General features: G+C 71.2%; 16 protein-coding genes. 11 read left to right on the plus strand and 5 right to left on the minus strand.

What is annotated here, in order from left to right; genetic code table 11:
• Nucleotides 1-2: 2 nt before the first annotated feature.
• A complete protein-coding gene (locus ACIBEJ_RS04920) occupies nt 3-1,055 on the minus strand; it encodes a helix-turn-helix domain-containing protein (protein WP_397181266.1) in 1,053 nt (350 codons plus the stop codon).
• 230 nt (nt 1,056-1,285) lie between these two features.
• Between ACIBEJ_RS04920 and ACIBEJ_RS04925 the strand changes: the two genes are divergently transcribed.
• On the plus strand, nt 1,286-2,530 hold the full coding sequence (locus ACIBEJ_RS04925) for a S8 family serine peptidase (protein ID WP_397181267.1): 1,245 nt from the start codon (nt 1,286-1,288) through the stop codon (nt 2,528-2,530).
• 51 nt (nt 2,531-2,581) lie between these two features.
• A complete protein-coding gene (locus ACIBEJ_RS04930) occupies nt 2,582-4,780 on the plus strand; it encodes a hypothetical protein (protein WP_397181268.1) in 2,199 nt (732 codons plus the stop codon).
• A gap of 43 nt (nt 4,781-4,823) precedes the next feature.
• Here ACIBEJ_RS04930 and ACIBEJ_RS04935 read toward each other — a convergent pair whose 3' ends face one another.
• Genes ACIBEJ_RS04935 through eccCa form a run of 3 tightly spaced genes read right to left on the minus strand, consistent with a single transcriptional unit; the run spans nt 4,824 to nt 10,384 of the window.
• Nucleotides 4,824-6,074, minus strand: coding sequence for a transglycosylase SLT domain-containing protein (locus ACIBEJ_RS04935; RefSeq protein ID WP_397181269.1), 1,251 nt, complete (start codon nt 6,072-6,074; stop codon nt 4,824-4,826).
• Nucleotides 6,071-6,385, minus strand: a complete 315-nt coding sequence (locus ACIBEJ_RS04940) for a hypothetical protein (protein ID WP_397181270.1) — start codon at nt 6,383-6,385, stop codon at nt 6,071-6,073. The genes ACIBEJ_RS04935 and ACIBEJ_RS04940 overlap by 4 nt, the downstream gene beginning before the upstream one ends.
• A 9-nt stretch (nt 6,386-6,394) precedes the next feature.
• On the minus strand, nt 6,395-10,384 hold the full coding sequence (gene eccCa, locus ACIBEJ_RS04945; protein ID WP_397181271.1) for a type VII secretion protein EccCa: 3,990 nt from the start codon (nt 10,382-10,384) through the stop codon (nt 6,395-6,397).
• 82 nt (nt 10,385-10,466) lie between these two features.
• Here eccCa and eccD point away from each other — a divergent pair, with 82 nt between their 5' ends.
• The 8 genes from eccD (at nt 10,467) to ACIBEJ_RS04985 (ending at nt 16,841) form a co-directional block, all read left to right on the plus strand.
• Complete coding sequence (gene eccD, locus ACIBEJ_RS04950; RefSeq protein ID WP_397181994.1) at nt 10,467-11,900, plus strand: type VII secretion integral membrane protein EccD; 1,434 nt, start codon at nt 10,467-10,469, stop codon at nt 11,898-11,900.
• Between the two features lie 38 nt (nt 11,901-11,938).
• Nucleotides 11,939-12,352 (plus strand): YbaB/EbfC family nucleoid-associated protein, encoded by a 414-nt coding sequence (locus ACIBEJ_RS04955; RefSeq protein WP_397181272.1) that lies wholly within the window; start codon nt 11,939-11,941, stop codon nt 12,350-12,352.
• A 165-nt stretch (nt 12,353-12,517) separates the two neighbouring features.
• Complete coding sequence (locus ACIBEJ_RS04960) at nt 12,518-12,862, plus strand: WXG100 family type VII secretion target (RefSeq protein ID WP_397181273.1); 345 nt, start codon at nt 12,518-12,520, stop codon at nt 12,860-12,862.
• 66 nt (nt 12,863-12,928) lie between these two features.
• A complete protein-coding gene (locus ACIBEJ_RS04965) occupies nt 12,929-13,192 on the plus strand; it encodes a WXG100 family type VII secretion target (protein WP_397181274.1) in 264 nt (87 codons plus the stop codon).
• A 36-nt stretch (nt 13,193-13,228) separates the two neighbouring features.
• Entirely contained in the window at nt 13,229-13,573 is a 345-nt protein-coding gene (locus ACIBEJ_RS04970) for a hypothetical protein (RefSeq protein ID WP_397181275.1), read from the plus strand.
• A gap of 2 nt (nt 13,574-13,575) precedes the next feature.
• Complete coding sequence (locus ACIBEJ_RS04975) at nt 13,576-14,937, plus strand: hypothetical protein (protein WP_397181276.1); 1,362 nt, start codon at nt 13,576-13,578, stop codon at nt 14,935-14,937.
• A gap of 125 nt (nt 14,938-15,062) precedes the next feature.
• Nucleotides 15,063-16,073, plus strand: coding sequence for a WXG100 family type VII secretion target (locus ACIBEJ_RS04980; RefSeq protein ID WP_397181277.1), 1,011 nt, complete (start codon nt 15,063-15,065; stop codon nt 16,071-16,073).
• A 3-nt stretch (nt 16,074-16,076) separates the two neighbouring features.
• Nucleotides 16,077-16,841 (plus strand): WXG100 family type VII secretion target, encoded by a 765-nt coding sequence (locus tag ACIBEJ_RS04985; protein ID WP_397181278.1) that lies wholly within the window; start codon nt 16,077-16,079, stop codon nt 16,839-16,841.
• Between the two features lie 2 nt (nt 16,842-16,843).
• Here the strand turns inward: ACIBEJ_RS04985 and eccB are convergent, their stop codons facing one another.
• A complete protein-coding gene (gene eccB, locus ACIBEJ_RS04990) occupies nt 16,844-18,322 on the minus strand; it encodes a type VII secretion protein EccB (protein ID WP_397181279.1) in 1,479 nt (492 codons plus the stop codon).
• Between the two features lie 49 nt (nt 18,323-18,371).
• Between eccB and ACIBEJ_RS04995 the strand changes: the two genes are divergently transcribed.
• Nucleotides 18,372-18,737 carry a hypothetical protein gene (locus ACIBEJ_RS04995; RefSeq protein ID WP_397181280.1) on the plus strand — a complete coding sequence of 122 codons (366 nt, stop codon included), beginning with the start codon at nt 18,372-18,374 and terminating at the stop codon, nt 18,735-18,737.
• The last annotated feature ends 1 nt before the right edge of the window (nt 18,738 follow it).

Genomic DNA, 18,738 nt, shown 5'->3' on the forward strand with positions numbered 1-18,738 from the left:
TCTCACATCTCTTGTGGTGGGAGTGTCTGCTGGCGGTGGTCGCGGGGGCTCAGGCCGTAGACCGTGCGGAAGGCCCGGCTGAACTCGGCGCCGCTCTTGAAGCCCCACCGCACGCCGATCTCGCCGATCGCGTGCTCCCGCAGCCGGGGGTCGGCGAGGTCGGCGTGGCAGCGTTCGAGGCGGCGCCGGCGGATGGTGGCGCTGACGGTCTCCGGCCGTTCCTTGAAGAGCAAGTGCAGCGTGCGTACCGAGATGTGGTGGTGTGCGGCGATCGCGGACGGGCTGAGGTCGGGGTCGCCGAGGTGGTGGTCGATGAAGGCGTCGATGCGGGCGGCGAGTGTACGCTGGCGGCTCTCCGGGGGCAGGTGGCGCTGCATGCCGAGGCGGCCTGCGAGGTAGACGGCGGCCAGGTCGAGGCCGATGCCGCCCAGCCGGGACAGTTCGCCCGGTTCGCAGCCGGCGGCGTGCTCGCGCAGGCTGCTGAGGTAACCGGCCAGCAGTGCCCCGGAGCCGGTGTCGGCGGGGAGTTTGTTCGCGACCAGCCGGTCCAGCTCGGCGCGGGGGAGGGGGAGCAGGTCGCGCGGGAGGAACATGAACGTCAGCCGGACGGGCCCGCCCTCGTCCACGAACTCCGCGGCGAAGGGGTGGGAGGTGCCGAAGAGGGAGAAGTCGCCCGCCTTCAGGAGGGTGTCGTTGCGCCGCTGCTCCAGTCCCACCGAACCGTTGTTGACCAGGAAGAGCTGGTAGCCGTCCGGATCGTGGCGCTGGATGTGGGCGGGCGTGCGCCGTCCCGTCATCGGCGAGGAGACGCACTCCCTGATCCGCACGCCCGCCATGTCGATCGAGAACGCCCGCCCGTGGAAGTCGTCGGCGTGCTCGCTGGCCAGCGACGTGGGCACGATCTCGTGCCCGGCCAGGTGCGTCCACCACAGCAGGCGATCCTTCTTCGGCACGGGGTCGGTCGAGACGGAGACGATCGGGCTCCGTTCGACCGTGTGGTGGATCCAGGAGGACTCGTATGAGTGATCACACACCACGTCTACGTTCTGGGGCACCCGACCAAGGGTTCACAAGTCGCGCGCCCGCCGCAAGACCCGGCGCCCGAGGTCCTGCGCTGATCGCCAAGACATCGTGCGCTCTGCGCTAACGACACGGGAAAACCGGCGTCGCCAAGATTGCCTCTCGAAGGAACGCGACTCGATGAGGGACAGGTGGCTGTGCGCGCGGATGCCGGGGCCTGGACGTCCACCTCACCCGTCGCCCTGCTCGCCTTGGTGATGGCCGGATGCGGTGGCTAGCCGTACGACCTGCCGGGCACCTCAGGACCCGCGCCGGCCGCGAAGCTCCTGAGCGGCCGGGACGTGCGAGAGCGCTGATCGGCCTCGCGCTGCTGACCGTGCCCTTTCTCGGGTACGCGCCACCGGCCGACGCCACGCCGGCGGCTGCGGAGTGTGATCCCGCGCCCGGCGTGGTGAAACTGCCCGGCGGCGAACCCTGGGCGCAGAAACGGCTGGACATCAAGACGGCGTGGCGGCTGAGCACCGGCGACGGCGTGCGGGTAGCCGTCATCGACAGCGGCCTCGACGTCAAACACCCGCAACTGCCCTGGTTGTCGGCCTTCGTCGACTTCACCGGGACCGGCTACACCGACTGCGTCGGCCACGGCACCGCCGTCACCGGGATCATCGCCGGTCGGGTCTACCCGGGCGTCACCTTCCACGGCGTGGCCCCGCGGGCGGCCGTCATCGAGCTCAAGCAGAGCAGCCAGGCCGAAGGGCACGTGGCCAGCCTGGCCGCGGCCATCGACAAGGCGGTCGAGCTGAAGGCCGACGTCATCAACATCTCGATCAAGGCGGCGCACAACCCCACGCTCAAGGCGGCCGTCCAGAACGCCCTGGCCAGGGACATCGTGATCGTCGCCGCCGCGGGCAACATCACCGACAAGAACGAGGACGTGCCCGCCTACCCGGGCTCCTACCCGGGCGTACTGGCGGTCGGCTCGGCCACGGCCGACGGCCGGCGCGCCGACTCCTCCAACACCGCCACACCCGTCGGCATCCTGGGCCCGGGCGTCGCCATCACCGCTCCCTGGCCGCGCGGCGCGTACCGGCTGGATCTGGAGGGGTCCAGCTTCGGCGCCGCCTACGTCTCCGGAACGGCCGCGCTCGTGCGCGCCCGCTTCCCCCACCTCACCCAGGAGCAGGTACGGCGGCGCCTCATCGCCACCGCCGACGGCGCCTTCGGCAAGGGCACCGGGGCCGGGATGGTCAATCCGGTGCAGGCGGTCAGCGCGGTGCTGCCGTCCGAGTCCGAGGGCGATCCGGTGGTGGCCGCGCCCGCGCCGCCCCCGATCCCCGAGGGCGCGATCGCGAAGGCGCCACCGGAGGACGTCGCCGCCAGGAACGGCTCGCTGGCCGTGGCGGCGTCGGCGCTGATCCTGCTGTGCGTGGCCGGGGCGTTCACCCGGGTGCTGCCGCTCGGCAGAAGCCGGGGCTGGCGGGCCGGTCCGCGACCTGACGACGGCAGTTGACCACGGAGGCTGCCGGATCCGGCAGCGCTCGAACGAGAAGGGAAACCTGTGATGCACCCGATACGGCCGGATGATCCGAAGAAGCTGGGTGACTACGTCCTGCTGGAGCGCCTGCCGGATGGGCCGCGCGGAGCGACCTTCCTGGGCCAGGAGTCGGAGGACGCCCCTGTCCGGGTGATCAAGTTGCTGACCGGGCACGGGGACGCCGCGCGCTTCGCCGGGGCCAGGCGCGTGACCGGCTCGTCCGTCGCCCGTACGGTGGACGCCGATCTGCACGAGGGCGCCGTCTACGTCGTGCGCGAACACGTCGAGGGGCGCAGCCTCGCCGTGGTGCTGTCGGCCGACGGGCCGCTCGACGCCGACGCGCTGGACCGGCTGGCCACCGCCACGTTGACCGCGCTGACCGCCACGCATCTGGCGGGCCTCACCCACGGGGGGCTGACCCCGGGCAACGTCATCATGGGCGTGGACGGCATCCGGGTGACCGACCCCGACCTGGGCGAACCGGCCGGCGCGGCGGGTTACCGCGCGCCGGAGCAACGGCGGGGCGAGCCGTACGGCTCCGCCGCGGACCTGTACGCCTGGGCGGCCACGGTCGTCTTCGCGGCCACCGGCAGCCCGCCGTCCGGGGACGAAGCGGAGCCGTCCGGCGTGCCCGCGCTGGCCGAGCCGTTGCGGTCAGTGGTGACCGGCGCGTTGTCCCGGGAGCCCGAGCGGCGGCCGAGTGCGCACAGCGCCCTGATCCGCCTGCTCGGCGGCCCACCGGCAGACCCGGACAAGACAACCGACCCGGGACAGCCCGAGGTCACCGCCGACCGGCCGCCGGGACCGGAGATCACCGCGAAGCTGCCGTCCGGCCGGCCGGATCCCACCGCAAGCCTGCCGGCGGGCATGGCGGAACAGCCGCCGGGGCAGCCGCATCTCACCGCCGGAGTCCCACCGCTGGACAGTTCGCTTCCCACGTTCCCAGCACCGCCGATGCCGGGTGCCGCGCCGCTGGAAGGGGTACCGGTGCCGCAGCAGCCGCCGCCTGCGCAGCAGCATTGGGGCCCGCCCCAGCAGCCGTGGGAGCCGCAGCAACCCCGGGTCTGGCAGGCGTCGGTCGTCGGAGCGCCCAGCCCGCGACGGAAGGTCCCGGTCGGCCTGGTCGCCTCGGTGGCCGCGCTCATGGTGCTGTCGGGAGCGGGACTGTGGGGGGCGAGCCGGTACACGGACGCCCAGCGGATCGACTCGGTGGGCGTCTCGGCCGACGGGGAGGCCACGGACAACCCCGGCGGCTCGATCGTCCCAGGGGAGAACGGCGTGGAAAGTCCGGGCGACGGCGGCGTTCCGCAGCAGGGTGAGCCCGGTCCGGCGCAGTCCGAGGTGCCCGTGCCGTGGGCCACGTCCACCGCGACCGACCCCGACGCCGTGGGCCCGCTCATCCTGCCCACCGAGGAGCCGTCGGGCGTGCCCACCGCGCCCGCGTACAGCGCCGTGCCGACGCCCACGCTGCCGACCCAGCAGGTACCCACGCCCCAGCCGACGACCGCCCAGCCCACGACCGCCCAGCCGACCGCCGCTCAGCCGACCACCGGGAAACCGGCCGCCCAGCCGACGACGCCCAAGCCGGCCACGGCCAAGCCGACCACCGCGAAGCCGACGCCGGTGCGGCCGACCAGCGCCCAGCCGACCACCGAGCAGCCCAAGCCCACCCCGTCGAAGAGCCCTCAGCCGGAGGCCACCCCCTCGAAGAGCCCGTCGGCGACGCCGACCCCTACGGCGGACAAGACCACCAAGGCCCCCGAGCCGACCCCGACCCCCACCAAGAGCAGCGTGGCCCCGGCTCCCTCCACCCCCACGCAGGCCCCGCCGCCGCCCGCGACGAAGGCGCCCGCCCCGGTGCAGCAGCCGGTCCAGAGCCCGCCACCGCCGCAGCCGGAGCCGAAGAACCCGCACACGCCGGTGCAGGTGTGCGGATCCGGCTTCTACGTGCAGCGCTCCCAGGCGTTCAACGGCGGCGAGACCTTCCAGCTCTACAACACCGCCACCAAGCAGAACTGCGTGGTGACGATGAAGTACGCGGGCGTGGGCAAGGAGAGCCCCGTGAGCGCGACGCTGGATGTCCAGGGCGGCCCCAGCGCGACCGACAGTGGCAACTTCAAGTACTACGCGGGCCCGGTCAAACTGCTCGCTCCGGGCAAGTGCGTGAAGTTCTCCGGCAGCGTCGGCGCCGCGAGCACCGCCGCGGGCTGGGCGAACTGCGGCTGACCGGGAACCCGGCGGCTCCACCCGGAGCCGCCGGAACCGGAGGCTAGTAGGGCCGGTAGCCGCCGCCCTGTTCCAGGGAGGAGATGCCGGGGTGCGCGCCGAGGTCGCCGTACCGGCTGTAGGTGTACAGGACCCCGGCGATGATGTTGTCGACGGGGTCCAGGATCTTGCCGTGGCCGGGCAGGGCGTGGGCGTCGAACGTCGGCGGGATGGTCTGCATCAGGCCCTGGGACGGCACGCCGTTCCTGGCGTTGATGTCCCAGGTGTTGACGGCGCCGGGGTTGCCGCCCGACTCGTGGTAGATGATCGTCCAGATGCGCTGGACGTCCGTGGGATCGCCGGCGTCCAGGTCGCCGACGTCGATGCCGCGCTCGCGCATGATGTCGGCCATCTGGGGCGATCTGATGATGGTGAGCGCCTGTTTGATCCACTCCACCACCTCGGCCTTGGGCGCGGGAGCCTGCTCGGTCGGCGCGCCGCCCGTCCCGGACCCAGAGCCGGACCCGGAGCCCGAGCCAGATCCGGACCCCGAGCCAGATCCGGACCCCGAGCCAGATCCGGATCCTGAGCCCGAACCGGCCCCTGAGGTCTTCTTCCAGATGACCTTCTTGTCGCCCGGATCGAAGTCCGCCCCTCCTGGATAGGGGAGTGCGGAGAAGAAGCCGAAACCGGCGTTCTCCCCCGCCGCGCCGTGCCTGACGTGGCTGTCCAGCGTGTTCCTGGCGGTCGTGACGGCGCTCTCGGCCGTCTGGACCTGTGTCGTGGCCTGCCCCACGTGGGTGTTCATGACACCGGCGAAGCCGGGGTCGGCCAGCATCGCCTGCTTCGCGTCCAGCAGCGCCTTCTCAGGGTCCTTCGCGGTCTCCGCGGCATGATCGAGCAGGTACTTCCGCATGACGACGACGGCCTCCGCGCAGGACTTGTCGCACAGCTTCTTGATCTCCGCCTGTGCCGTCTCCATCGCCGCGGCGAGATCGTCCAGCGCGCTCGCGCAGACGCGGACGGCGGTGTTGAACTCGCCCCCCGCCTTGGGATAGAGGCGCATGTGGCGGTCGAAGGCGTCGGCGGAGTCGCCGTCCCACTTCAGATCCACCTCGTTGATCTCGGTGATGAGCGCGGACGTGACGTGCGCGGGATGATGGGAGCAGGATCGCCAGGTCGAGGCGATGGCCCGGATAGCCTGAGGGTTGCCCGTCACCTTGTCGCGCAGCGCCTGCAACTGCGCGCCCTGGGGAAGGTCGGTGACGTCGGGCAGGGTGATGACGACCTCCACGGACGTCGCGCCGCCGCTCACGCGCCCGCGGCCTTGTCCGCCTTGCGGAGGTTGGTCTCCACGTCGTTGAGCGCCCGCTCCACGCTCTCCAGCTTGATCTGGCCGCTGTCGAGCTCCACCCGGATCCCGGTCCAGGTCGCGTCCACCTTGGCGGCCAGTTGCGCGGCGCCCTCCAGCTTGCCGAACAGTGTGGCGTCGGTCAGCTCGGCCGGAGGCTTGGCCTGGCTGTCTTTCAGGATGAAGTCGAGGTCGAATTCCTTGGCGGCGGCGCGGACCCGCGTCCTGCACGCGTCGAAGGCCTGGTACGCAACATCAACGATGCCTGTGCCCATGGGCCGCGATCATAGAGTCTCCTCCGCCTCCAAGGAAGCCGTCTGGATCAGCCGGTCCCCGGATCTCCGGTCCACGTGGAAGCCGCGGCCGGGCGGGAGGGGCTGCGGCCGTACCTTGCCGAACAGCGCGCCCTCCTCCCGGTCACCCGACATGATCAGCGCCGGGCTGGCCATCTCCTTGAGCCGCTGGACCGCGTGGTCGTACAGGGCGCGGCCGGCGCCGCCCATCTGGCGGGCCAGGATGAGGTGCAGCCCGATGTCGCGCGCCTGGGGCAGCAGTTCGGCCAGCGGTTGCAGGGGGTTGTTCGAGGTCGCCACCAGGTCGTAGTCGTCCACGACGAGGTAGAGGTCCGACCCCTTCCACCAGGTACGCTCCCGTAGCTGGTCCGGGGTCAGATCGGCGGGCGGCAGCCGCTTGAGCAGGGCCACGCGGACCTCCTGCACCAGTTCGGCGGCGGCCGTGCTCGACACGGCATAGCCGATGCGGTGGTCGGTGACGGCGGTGTCCAGGAGCGAGCGGCGGTAGTCGATCACGACCATCCTGGCCTCGTTCGGGGTCTTGCGCGCGACCAGACCCTCCATGATCAGCTTCAGCACGTTCGACTTGCCGCACCCGGTGCCGCCGAAGACGATGAAGTGCGGATCGGCCTCGAAGTCGAGCGTGACCGGGGAGAGCGTGGCCTCGTCGATGCCGATCGCGATGCGGTTGGCGCCAGTCCGCTCCGGTCCGGGCAGGGAGGCCACGGGCAGCCAGGACGGCAGCAGCCGTACCGGAGGGGCGGCGGGGCCCTGCCAGGCGTCCTTGACGGCGTCGACGAGCGCGCGTACCCCGTCGGCGAGGTCGTCGGTGCCGCGCAGACCGTCGATGCGCGGCAGGGCGGACAGGAAGTGCATGCCGTCCTTGGTGAGCCCGCGCCCCGGCGCGCCCTCCGGCACCGCGAGCGCCCTGTTGCGGCTGACCTCGGACTCGTAGGCGTCGCCGAGCTTGAGTTCGATCTTGGTGCCGAACAGGTGCCGGATGCCGGGGCGGAACTCCGACCACTTGTTCGTGGTCGCCACGACGTGGATGCCGTAGCCGAGGCCGCGCGCGGCCAGGTCGGTGATCGTCTGTTCCAGGCTCTCGAACTCCTGCCGCAGGGTCAGCCAGCCGTCCACGACCACGAACACGTCGCCCCAGCCGTCGCCGTCGAGGCTGCCGTCGGCCCGCCGCCTGCGATAGGCGGCCATCGAGTCGAGCCCGTGCTCGGCGAAGTCCTGCTCGCGCCGCTGGAGGAGCGTCGAGATCTCGGCCACGGTACGGCGGACGCGCTCGGCGTTCTGGCGGTTGGCCACGCCGCCCACGTGCGGGAGACCCTCCAGCGCCGCCAGCGTTCCGCCGCCGAAGTCCAGGCAGTAGAACTGCACCTCACGCGGCGTGTGCGTGAGCGCCATGCCGGCGATCAGCGAGCGCAGCACGGTGCTCTTGCCGCTCTGCGTGCCACCGGCGATGCCGACGTGCCCGGCGGCGCCGGACAGGTTCAGCCAGTACGGATCGCGGCGCTGGTCGTAGGGCCGGTCGATGATGCCGATGACGGCGTGCAGCCCGCCCCTGCCGTCCCAGCCCGGCGTGGACAGCCCGAGCCCGGGGGTCACCGACAGCGACGGCAGCAGGTGGGCCAGCGGCGGCGGCTCGGCCAGGGGCGGCAGCCAGATCCGGTGCGCGGCGGGGCCGCGTCCCTCCAGCCGGCCGACCACGATGTCGAGCAGGCTGCGCCCCGGCGCGTGCTCCTCCTCCGCCTCGTCCGCGGGCGCCGCCTCCCGGGGAGTCTCGGCGGCGGGCGGGGGCGCGTACGCGGGCCTGAACTCGATCGCCTCCCGCGCCGCGGGCTGCCCGCTGTCGGCCGCCTGCCGGGCGTCCGGCTGGTACGCGGCCGAGACGTAGGCCGCCTTGAACCTGGTCATGCCCGTGGTCTCGAACTTGAGATACCCGTTGCCCGGCGCGGACGGCAGCTCGTAGGCGTCGGACACGCCCAGCACGGCCCGGCTCTCCATGGCCGAGAAGGTCCGCAGGCCGATCCGGTAGGACAGGTGGGTGTCCAGGCCCCGCAGCCTGCCTTCGTCCAGACGCTGGGAGGCCAGCAGCAGGTGGACGCCGAGCGAGCGCCCGAGCCGCCCGATCATCACGAACAGGTCGATGAACTCGGGTTTCGTGGACAGCAGCTCGCTGAACTCGTCCAGCACCACGAAAAGCGTCGGCATCGGCTTCAGGTCGGCGCCCTGCTCGCGGGCCCGCTCGTAGTCGCGCAGCGAGGCGTGGTTGCCCGCCGCGCGTAACAGTTCCTGGCGGCGCACCATCTCGCCGTGCAGCGCGTCGTGCATGCGGTCGACCAGCGGCAGCTCGTCCTCAAGGTTGGTGATGACCGCCGAGACGTGCGGGAGCGAGTCGAGGCCGAGGAAGGTCGCGCCGCCCTTGAAGTCGACCAGGACGAAGTTGAGGATCTCGGAGGAGTGGGTGACGGCCAGGCCGAGCACCAGCGTGCGCAGCAGCTCCGACTTGCCGGAGCCGGTCGCGCCGATGACCAGGCCGTGCGGGCCCATGCCGCCCTGCGCCGACTCCTTGATGTCCAGTTCGACCACGCGGCCGTCGGCGCCGAGCCCGATCGGCACCCGCAGCCGGTTGCGGCCGGCCCGCGTCCGCCAGGTGACCGCCGGGTTCAGGGCGCGCGGGTCGCTGATGCCCAGCAGGTCGGTGAGCGTCGTGTTGACGCTGAGCATGTCCTCGCCGTCCCCGCCGCTCACGGACGAGGCCCGCAGCGGGCCGAGCTGCCGGGCCAGCCCCTCGGCCCACACGAAGGAGAGCCGGTCCGGCGTGGCCAGCCGGGTCCTGCGTTCCTTGCCCGCGTGGTCGAGCTTCACCCGGTGCAGGTCCTCGGGCCCGACGTCCAGCCGCAGCGTGATGCCCTCCTCGACCGCACCGGTCGAGCCGGTCAGGTCGATGACGGTCACGCCCTGGATGGCGTCGCTGCCGAGTTGCGAGTCGTGCGGCATGTGCCCGCCGTCCACGATCACCACGTGGTACGGCAGCTCGTCGGCCGGCGAGCCAGGCTGGAACCTGGGCCGCTCCCTCAGCTCGCCGCCGACGAGCCGGTCCAGGTCACCGAGGTTGTCAGCCATCAGCCTGACCGGCCCCGACGCGTCGGTCTCGTCGGGGTGGAGGGCGTGCGGGAGCCACTTGACCCACTCCCAGTGGGCCATGCGCTCCCGGTCGGCGCAGACCATGACGCGCATGTCGTCGGGGGAGTGGAAGACGGTCATCTGGCCGATCACGGCCCGTACGAGGTCGCGTACCGCCGCGGGGTCGCCGCCGAGCCGGATGCGGGCGAAGGAGGACAGGGCGACGGCAACCGGCAGCCGCGACACCGTGGAGTGGGCCCGCATGAACCTGCGCAGCGCGCCGGAGGAGAGCGCGTCCAGGTCCTCGACCGGTTTGGAGTCCGGCGGGAAGAGCTGGATGGACAGCTTCTGCACCCCGGTGCCCAGGCGGACGGTGGCGAAGTCCTCGTCCCTCGGGCGGCGCTCCCACAGCCGGGGTCCCATCGCGATCCACCACAGCGAGTCCGGCTCGGGGCCGCTCCACTCCAGGGCCTCGCGCTGCTCCTTGGCGGCGCGCCTGGCCTTCTTGCGCATCTGTCCGAGGTAGCGGAAGTAGTCGCGCCGGGCGCCGTTCAGCCGGTGCTTGCGCTCACCCGCCTGGCGCCCCATCTGGCTGATCGTCATGCCGACCATGGAGACGGCGAACAGGCCGCTGGCGACGTACATGATCGGGTTGGAGTTGCCGCCCGTGGTGAACATCAGCGCCATCGCCGCGGCGCCCGCCACCATCGGCAGGTAGGCGAGCACCAGCATGAAGCCCTGGCCCTGGACCTCGGGAATCTCGGGCGGAGACTCCAGCAGGACGTCTCCGCGGGGTGGCTTCGGGCCGGGGCGGCGCTCGGGGCGCCGGACAACCACTTTGCTCACGCGGACGTTCTTACCAGAGATACGAGCCGCTATGTTCTCTGCTGTCCGTGATGCCGGTGGGACGGAGTGGGCCGTGGAATCGATGGTTCGGAAGCCGCCTGTGCCCTCGGGGCCTGCTCAGCAGGGCGCGCTCGCCCAGCTTCCGATGCCGTTGCCGACGTTGTGCAACGTGACGATCGTGGGGCCCGGCCGCAAGGCCGACCTGACGCTGCCCGCCGACATCCCGCTGCCGCACGTGCTGCCCGGGCTGCTGCGCATGCTCGGCGAGGTGGGCGGCGACGCCGCCGCCGCGCCCGGATGGACCCTGCAGCGGCTCGGCGGCGCCCCGCTCGACCTGGAGCAGAGCCTGGCCGAGCTCGGCGTGCTCGACGCCGAGGTGCTCTACCTGCGCCCGCGCGAGTCGGCGCTGCCGCCCGCGATCTTCGACGACGTGGCCGACGTCGTCTCGACCCGGGTACGCGAAGGCGCCGGCACGTGGACGGAGGCCCACACCAGGGCCGCCGGCGCGGCCGGTGCCACGGCGCTGCTGGTCCTGCTCGCCGCCGGTCTGGTGACGGCAGGGCTGCCGCCGCTGCTCGGCACGGTCGTCTTCGCCGCGATCGCGGTGTTGCTGATCGGCGCCGGCGCGGTGCTGTCGCGCGCGATGGGCGACTCCACGCCGGGTGCGCTGCTCGGCCACGCGGCCCTGCCGTACGGCTTCCTGGCCGGGCTGTTCACCCAGGGCGGCCCGACAGGGGCGGGCGCGCCCCACTTGCTCGCCGCCTTCGCCTGCACCGCGCTCGCCGCGGGCGTCGCGGGGATGGTGATCGCGCACGGCATCCCCGGCTTCCTCGGTACGGCTGTCGCCGCCACCTGCGGCGCGGCCTGCGCGGCGGCGGTCATGCTCACCGGAGCCGCCCCCGCGGGCGTGGCCGCCGTGGCCATCGCCGTGCTGCTGGCGCTGAGCCCGCTGGTGCCGACGCTCTCGTTCCGGCTGGCCCGCGTGCCGCTCCCGGAACTGCCCGCCACCGCCGAGGAACTGCGCGCCGACAACCAGCGGCTCGACGCGGCGGCCGTCCAGGAGCGCACCCTGCTCGCCCAGCGCTACGCCACCGGGCTGACGGTCGCCGTCGGGCTGGCCGGCCTGGCCGCACAGGCGCTGCTGGTGCTGCACGACCGGTGGATCGCCTACGCGATGGCGCTCACGATCGCGCTGACGCTCATCCTGCGCGGCCGGGTGTTCTCCGGCGTCGGCCAGCGCGCCTGGCTGCTCGGCTCCGGCATCACGGGCCTCGCCATGACGGCCTTCGCGCTCACCTCCAAGGGCGGGATCATCGGGGCGCTGGCCGTGGCGATCGGCGCCGTGTGGGTGGCCCTGCTGATGGTCGGCATCGGGAGAACGCTGGCCTCGGGAAAGCCCTCGCCTTTCTGGGGCCGGGCCGCGGACGTCTTCGAGGTGATTCTCATCGTCGAGCTTTTTCCGCTCGCCGCCGGGGTGCTCGAATTCTACGGCTGGATTCGAGGATTGTCGGGCTGATACTTTTCCGGCCGGACCCGAGCGGAGGAGTGAGGCTGGTGCGGGAATTCGGAGAATTCGCCGACATCGACGTGGATAAATTGCTCAAGGGCGCCGACGAGCAATTGGCCCGCATGGCGGAGCTGCAGGAAAAGCTGGATTCCTGCGTGGGACGTGCGCAGGACGAGAACGGCATGGTCACCGTCGCCTGCAGTCAGGGAGGCGTCAGCGAGCTCCACCTGCACCCCAAGGCGCTGCGGATGTCGTCCGTCGAGCTGGCCGACCTCATCAAGGAGGTGCTGAACGAGGCCGCCCGTGACCTGCAGAGACAGGTCAACGAGGGGGTCAGCGCCGAGTTCGGCGAGATCGAGGACAGCGCGGCGCAGGTCAAGGAGGCGGAAGCCGCGTACAACCGGACCTTCGGCGACGTGATGGGCGAGCTCGACCGCATCCGGCGGCGGCTGGAGCTCTGAGCCGGGCGCCGTTTTGGCGCAGAGCGCAGGATGTGTTGGCCGTGCGCGCAGAACTGGCGCGACTCCTGCGATCCACGGGATCCCTGGTGGCAGCATGCCAGTCGTGTTCTTCCGCGGGGGCCGTCCGCCGCCGTTCGTGACCAGGCATGTCCATCTGGAGGTCCAGTGGCACTGTACGGAGCAAGCCCCAGCCAGTTGACCAACGCCGCCGGCTACTGCCAGGACACCGCGCAGTACATCGAGGGCATGCGGCAGCGGGTTCAGGCGATCAAGGGCGACCTCACCACCCAGGGGTGGCGGGGTGGGGCGGCCCAGAAGTTCAGCCACGCGCTCGACGAGTGGGACGTCGAGTTCAAGGCCGTGATCAAGATCCTCGAGGACATCCACGACCGGCTCAACATGGGCGCCGGCGTCTACCGAAACGCCGCCGACCAGAACATGGACCTGTCCGGCTCCCTGAGCAGGGACGGGTTCTCCGGCCGGATCGACTCAGTGATCAACAGCAACTAGCCGAGCGACGAGACGGAGACCGCAGTGACCGTTCCCGATGATCACACATTCGTCAGATTCGGCAGCATGGAGCAGGCGTACGAGGAGCTCAAGAAGATCGTGACCGAGCTCGACAAGGCCACGGACGACCTCTACGCCGACATCAAGAAGGAACTGGGCGCGAGCTGGGAGGGTGAGGCCGAGCAGTTCTTCACCACCAAGAAGAACGAGTGGAACGCCCACGAGCAGGAGATGGGCCGGCAACTGTTCCAGGCGGCCGGCGCGGTCAACATCGCCAAGGGCAACTATGAGGCCGCCGAGCGGCGCAACATCGCCATCTGGACGGACTGACACGCCACCTTCCGCTCGTTGCCGCAGGGGTAAGTGATGGGCAAGCAGGCAGACGATCCCTCCCTCGACCCGGACACGCCGAGAGTCCACGAACCCTCCACGATGCGGGCGATCGCCGAGGCTCTGCGGCAGAACCTCCACGCACTTGAGCAGCCGGGCGCCGGCGGGACCACCCTGGTCGACGCCCAGCCCGGCGCGGCCCAGTTCGGGGAGTGGACGGACGCCAAGGCCTTCGGGACGACCGCCGGAAAGGACAGCGCGGGGCAGAAGCTCGGCCAGGTGCACGCCGCGTTCGTCCGGGCGTACAAGGAGGTCATCGCGGCCATCGAGGCGAGCGCGGGCAACCACGCCGAGGCGGACACGCGGAACGAGGGAGCCTGACCGTGGCCGCCAAACGCGAGACGATCACCATCAGGAGCGGCGCCGGCCCCACCGGTGCGTCGGAGCCGCTGCCGAAGGCGGAGATCAGACGGCTGCTGACGACCTCCCAGCTCGAGTTGCTCAAAGGCGCGGGAACCGTCTACCGCACCGCTGCCGGGGCGGTGGTCAACGCGGTCGTCGGACTCGAGGACCACATCGGCGCGATCCTCACCATCTGGCAGGGACCGGACGCCGACAAGGCCCGCACCGCGCTCGCGCTCCTGGACGCCACCGGCCGCGAACTGGCCACCAAGCTCGCGCAGATGGGCCAGAGCCTGGAGACCTTCGCGGGCTACATCCCCCCGGTGATCGCCGAGCTGGACCTCATCAAGGTGGACAAGACCGACCCGCAGGTGCAGGAAAAGCTCCAGGTCCACAAGTTCATCATCGACTCCAGCTTCCTCTACGAGGCGTCCGCCATCGCCGAGGTCGAGAACACCCGGGCCCAGGACGTGCTGAAGCGGCTCAACGAGCGGATCCTCGGCCTGTACACCACCTCGGTCCCCGACTCCATTACCTACGAACTGCCCGAGGTGACGGCCCCGGCCGAGCCGGGCGCCTCGCCGCGGGTGGAGTACGGGAGCTTCACCTCCAGTGGCGGGGACGGCTCGGGATCCGTCGGCGTTTCCGCGTACGGCGGGCGAGACGCTACGGCCCGCCCGGATGACGAGGCCGCGGCCACTGCGGGAACGCGGCCGGTTGACCAGGGCGGCGGCCCGGTCCAGCCCGGCGGCGTCGAGCCGCCGGCCGCCGCCGAAGCCCCCGCCGGGCCACCGGGCGGAGACCAGGACCAGGACTCCGGCGCGGGTACGGCGGGCGACGACACCGCACCGCCGGTGATCGGCGCGGAGGACAGGACGGCGATCGAGGATGACCCTGCCGAGGACGGCTCTGCCAAGACCGGGACCGACACCGAGACCGCGGCCTTCGAGCCGGCACCGCCCACGATCAGCCACACCTCCCCGAACCCGGCAGTCCCCGCCACGACTCCGGCCCCGGTCACCACAGCTCCGGTCACCACTCCGGTCGTCGCCACTCCAGTCGCCGCTCCGGTCGTCAGGGACCCGGTCCCGGTCACCACGCCTCCGGGGGTGCCGCCGGTGATCGGTTCGCCGAAGGCCGCTCCCACTCCTGCCGTGGGATCGCCGGTGATGCCGCGGGGCGGGAGCGCGGCAGGGCTGTCCGGCATGCCGTACCTGCCGATGATGGGAGGTGTGGGCGCGGTGGGGGAGGAGAGCGGCGACCTGCAGCGTGCCACCTACCTGTCGGAGGACAAGGCGGCGTGGAACGGCGGCCATGACGTCACCGACCCGGTCATCAGATGAGCGCCCAGCCACCCCCGGGCAACGGCCAGCAGCCAACAGGCATGGGCCAGCCACCGCCCGGCACGGGTCAGCAACCACCGGTGGGCACGGGGCAGGTGCCTTATGGCGCTTATGGCGCCTTCCCGATGACCACCAAGGTGCCGTTGCCCGAACTGGGCATCTCCTTCAAACCGGAGCAGATCGACGCCGTCAGCAACAACATCGACCGCCAGACGGGGTCCCTCGTACAACTGCAGGCCAAGTCCGGTGACCTGGGTGTCACGTTTCCGGCCTTCGGCGTGATCGGTTACGGCGTCGCCAGTGCGCACGACAAGGCGATCGCTGCCCAGTCGGCCGCCCTGGAGCGGGGCAGAGAGGCGCTGGCGAGCTGGCGGAGCGCGCTGAAGGAGGCCGCGGCCAACTACCGAGCGGCCGAGAGCGAGGCCGGAGACCAGTTCCGTTACGAGGGTCCGCAGTCGACCGGTGGGCCCGGCGGGCCGAACCCCGAGATGCCGAAGATCCCGAATCCGGAGCTTCCTAGCCCGGAACTCCCGGAAGGTGACCTGCCAGGTGGGCCCGGCACGGACCTGCCGGGCACGGACCTGCCGGGTACGGACCTGCCCGGCGGCGACCTTCCTGGCACGGGTCTGCCCGGCGGCGACGACGTGCCTGGTACGGGCCTCCCGGGTGACGGCCTGCCGGGCACCGACCTGCCCGGCACAGGTTCTCCGGACGGCGTTCAGGACGGTGACCTGCCGAATTCCGGCCTGCCCGGCGTGAACGACCCGAACATGAAGGTCCCCGACATCGACTCGGCGCTCAACGCACCACAGGACAAAACCGATCTGTCATCGTACGACCCCAGAACGCAGCCCAATCCAAACCTGACCGACCTGAACGCCAGGACGGGAACCACATTGGGCTCACCGACCGGCAGCGGAAACGGTGTGGGCTCCGGCAATGCTTTCCGGGCGCCGGGTGTCGGCGCTCCCGGCAGCATGAGCGGCGGCATGCCGATGATGCCCATGATGCCGATGACCGGTGCGGGCAGCGGCCAGGACGAACGCGACCGGGAACAGGGCTCGCTGCTGTCGGAGGACGAAGGCGTATGGGCCGACGACACCGACCTCGCCCCCGAGGTCATCGGCAAGGAGTAGGCGATGAGCTACGAGAACGGCACGGACACCTATTACGCGGCAGCCGGGGCAGCGACCTTCGCCGCCACGTTCCTGATCAGGAGGCCATGGGCGTTCTACGTGGCCGCCCTGATCGGTGTCATGATCTCGAATCCGGCGCAGATGGCCGATTCGGGCAGGACCTGGCGTACCACGGACAACGGCGGGACGACCTCAGAGCTGAACGCACTCAAGACGGAACTCGACGCGATGAGGACCGCGCTTGGGGACAAATGGCAAGGCGCCGCCTTCGAACAGTTCGTCCAAGCCCACGACGGCTACATCAAGTCGCTGGAGTCGCTGAAGTCAACGCGGAACGCGACCGGCGAGGCAGTCGACCAGAGCGCGAAGCTGTACTACGCGGGAGCGATCGCATGCGCTTCCGTCGCCGGCCTCATGATGGTCCTGGGCGGGCTGCTGGTGTTCCTGCGCCGTCACGTCTTCACCAGCGCTCTCGGCGAGGAGCTTCAGAAGAAGTTCGGCAGGACCGCGGTCAAGGCGGTGAAGAACGTGGCGCTCAAGCTCGGTATCGCGGGCGTGGTCATCGCCCTCGCGTTCAAAGAGGCCGTCCGCATGTCCGAATCCGCCGGGAAGATGTTCCCCACGGTGAAAGGCATCCCCAGCGAGTTCACCACGCTGAAGTCCGGCAACCTGCCGGAGTTCACCGGTGTCGCGCTCGACTACGACAAGGAGACCGGCGCGCTGGTCCCCAAGGTGGAGGATCCGACCGGGAAGGGCGGCGCGCTCTGAGGTCACGATCGGCCGGCCGGCCCGCCGCTCTCCTGGACGGGTTTGCGCGCGGCCGCCGGGTCGAGGAGCGGGCCCTCGGGGATGAGCCGCAGCAGGTGCGCCGGCACCGGCGCCACCCTGGCGGCGTCGTAACCCAGCATGCCCACGACCTCGGCGGACGCCAGCCTGAACCGTCGCCCCTCGTCCGTGACCAGCGAGTACTCGTTGACCGGCTGCCCCTCCCCGGCGAGCTGTCCCGCCAGCGCCGCGCCGCCGGGCGGCAACAGGACCTGGTCGACGTGGTCCGGGCCGCCGCTGCTCGGCGGTTGCGGAATGGCGATGGCCGCACCGGTCGTGAGCTGTGCCTGTGCCGAGCCGCGCGACGTGCCCGCGTACCCGGCACAAAGGGGCGTGGACCCCCCGGGCGTGCGGAAACGCGGCATGGTCGTCGGCAGCCCGCCGCCCAGGACGCGTTGCGCGGACATCCTGGCGGCGTTGACCTCGGCGGCGTCCACGGCGATCGGGCGCACTCGGCCTCTGCCGTAGGCGAGCTTGCTGTCCGGGTCCTGGAGCAGGAGCATCGCCTGGGTGTGACTGATGGGCGCGAGCCCGTCGGCGAGCAGCACGTACCAGCGGTCCTGCGCTCCCGGGACGGCGGCCAGCGTGAAGACCTGCCCCACGCGGGCGGGGGAGCCGCCGGGGCCGGCCGTCCGGGTGCCGCGCCGCGCGATCTCCATCGCGACGAGGTCAGGTCCGGCGGGGATGGCGTTCACCCAGGAGATCGGCACCCTGCGCGGGGCCTGGTCGGTGAGGCGGCGCAGGTTCTTGGCGAGCAGGCGGTGGTTGTTCCACAGCACCCAGTCGTGGCGGCCGTCGTTGACGACCAGCGCGTCGCCGCCCACGGGCGTGCCGCCGACGTCGATCCCGCCCAGCAGCGTGACGTACGGCCGGCGTACCCCCGCCGCGTCGGTCTGCTCGGCCACGCACACCGTCCACGGCGACGTGACCAGCCTGTCCGGCTTGGGGAGCGAGTCGGGCGCACCGGCGATGCCGACCCGCCGGCCCCGGGCGAAGCCGGCCAGCGACTCGGCCGACACCGTGCGTACCCGGACCTCCTGGTTGCCCAGCAGCAGCCGGGCGGAGACGTAGTTCTCGACCCGCTGGAGCTTGCCGTCGCCCTGGTTGTAGACGTAGGCGGCGCCGGTCTCCTCCTCGATGAGGAGCTGGCCGGCCTCCTTCAGCTTGGTGGCTCCGCCGGGCTTGAGCATGCCCCAGATTCCGAATCCGGCCGCGATCAGCACGAGGAGAAGAATGCCGGCGAATGTCGCCACGTTGTATCGGCGCATCGGCGATTCCGGCAGATCTGGTTCGCCGTGAAGAAGTGCCGAGCCAAGGCGCTGGGTCATGAATCTGTGCGCCTGGTAGAGATCCTTCCGGGTCTGCATACCGGACAATGTTACGCAGGTTGCGAAAACAATTGCATGGGACGGGAGAGTTTTCATGGCGTCAACCGACGGCGGTTGGTATTTGGAACAAAGCTGGCCGGGATTGGTGGCCGACAGGGACGGCGTCGAATACAGCGCCGAGGAACTCGGAAAGGTCGCCGCCACTCTGCGGGAGAAGCTGCGCGAGCTCCAGGGCGGCCCGCCGCCCGGACAGAATTCCTCCGCCCCGCCCCTCCCCGGCTCCTTCCCCGACGTGGTGGCGAACGGCTCCGCGCTGGAGGTGTTCGCCGAACTGCTCGAAGAGATGAAGAACTGGCCGGGCGGCCAGAGCTTCGCCGCGGCGCTGAGGCGGAGCGGCACGGAGCCGGCCGCCGTCTACCAGCAGGTCAACGAGAAGCTCATGATCGCGTTGACGCTGATCGACGTGGGCGCGGGCACCTACAAGGTCGCGAACGCGGCGAACGGGGCGTAGA

This window comes from Nonomuraea sp. NPDC050790 (genome assembly GCF_044456745.1).
Classification (GTDB): Bacteria; Actinomycetota; Actinomycetes; order Streptosporangiales; family Streptosporangiaceae; genus Nonomuraea.

What these genes read in the sequence shown, in the direction of transcription:
- ACIBEJ_RS04925 (WP_397181267.1), top strand. Translation starts at nt 1,286, where the DNA reads ATGCGGTGGCTAGCCGTACGACCTGCCGGGCACCTCAGGACCCGCGCC.
- ACIBEJ_RS04930 (WP_397181268.1), top strand. Translation starts at nt 2,582, where the DNA reads ATGCACCCGATACGGCCGGATGATCCGAAGAAGCTGGGTGACTACGTC.
- ACIBEJ_RS04940 (WP_397181270.1), bottom strand. Translation starts at nt 6,385, where the DNA reads ATGGGCACAGGCATCGTTGATGTTGCGTACCAGGCCTTCGACGCGTGC.
- eccD (WP_397181994.1), top strand. Translation starts at nt 10,467, where the DNA reads ATGGTTCGGAAGCCGCCTGTGCCCTCGGGGCCTGCTCAGCAGGGCGCG.
- ACIBEJ_RS04965 (WP_397181274.1), top strand. Translation starts at nt 12,929, where the DNA reads ATGGAGCAGGCGTACGAGGAGCTCAAGAAGATCGTGACCGAGCTCGAC.
- ACIBEJ_RS04970 (WP_397181275.1), top strand. Translation starts at nt 13,229, where the DNA reads ATGGGCAAGCAGGCAGACGATCCCTCCCTCGACCCGGACACGCCGAGA.
- ACIBEJ_RS04980 (WP_397181277.1), top strand. Translation starts at nt 15,063, where the DNA reads ATGACCACCAAGGTGCCGTTGCCCGAACTGGGCATCTCCTTCAAACCG.
- ACIBEJ_RS04985 (WP_397181278.1), top strand. Translation starts at nt 16,077, where the DNA reads ATGAGCTACGAGAACGGCACGGACACCTATTACGCGGCAGCCGGGGCA.
- eccB (WP_397181279.1), bottom strand. Translation starts at nt 18,322, where the DNA reads ATGAAAACTCTCCCGTCCCATGCAATTGTTTTCGCAACCTGCGTAACA.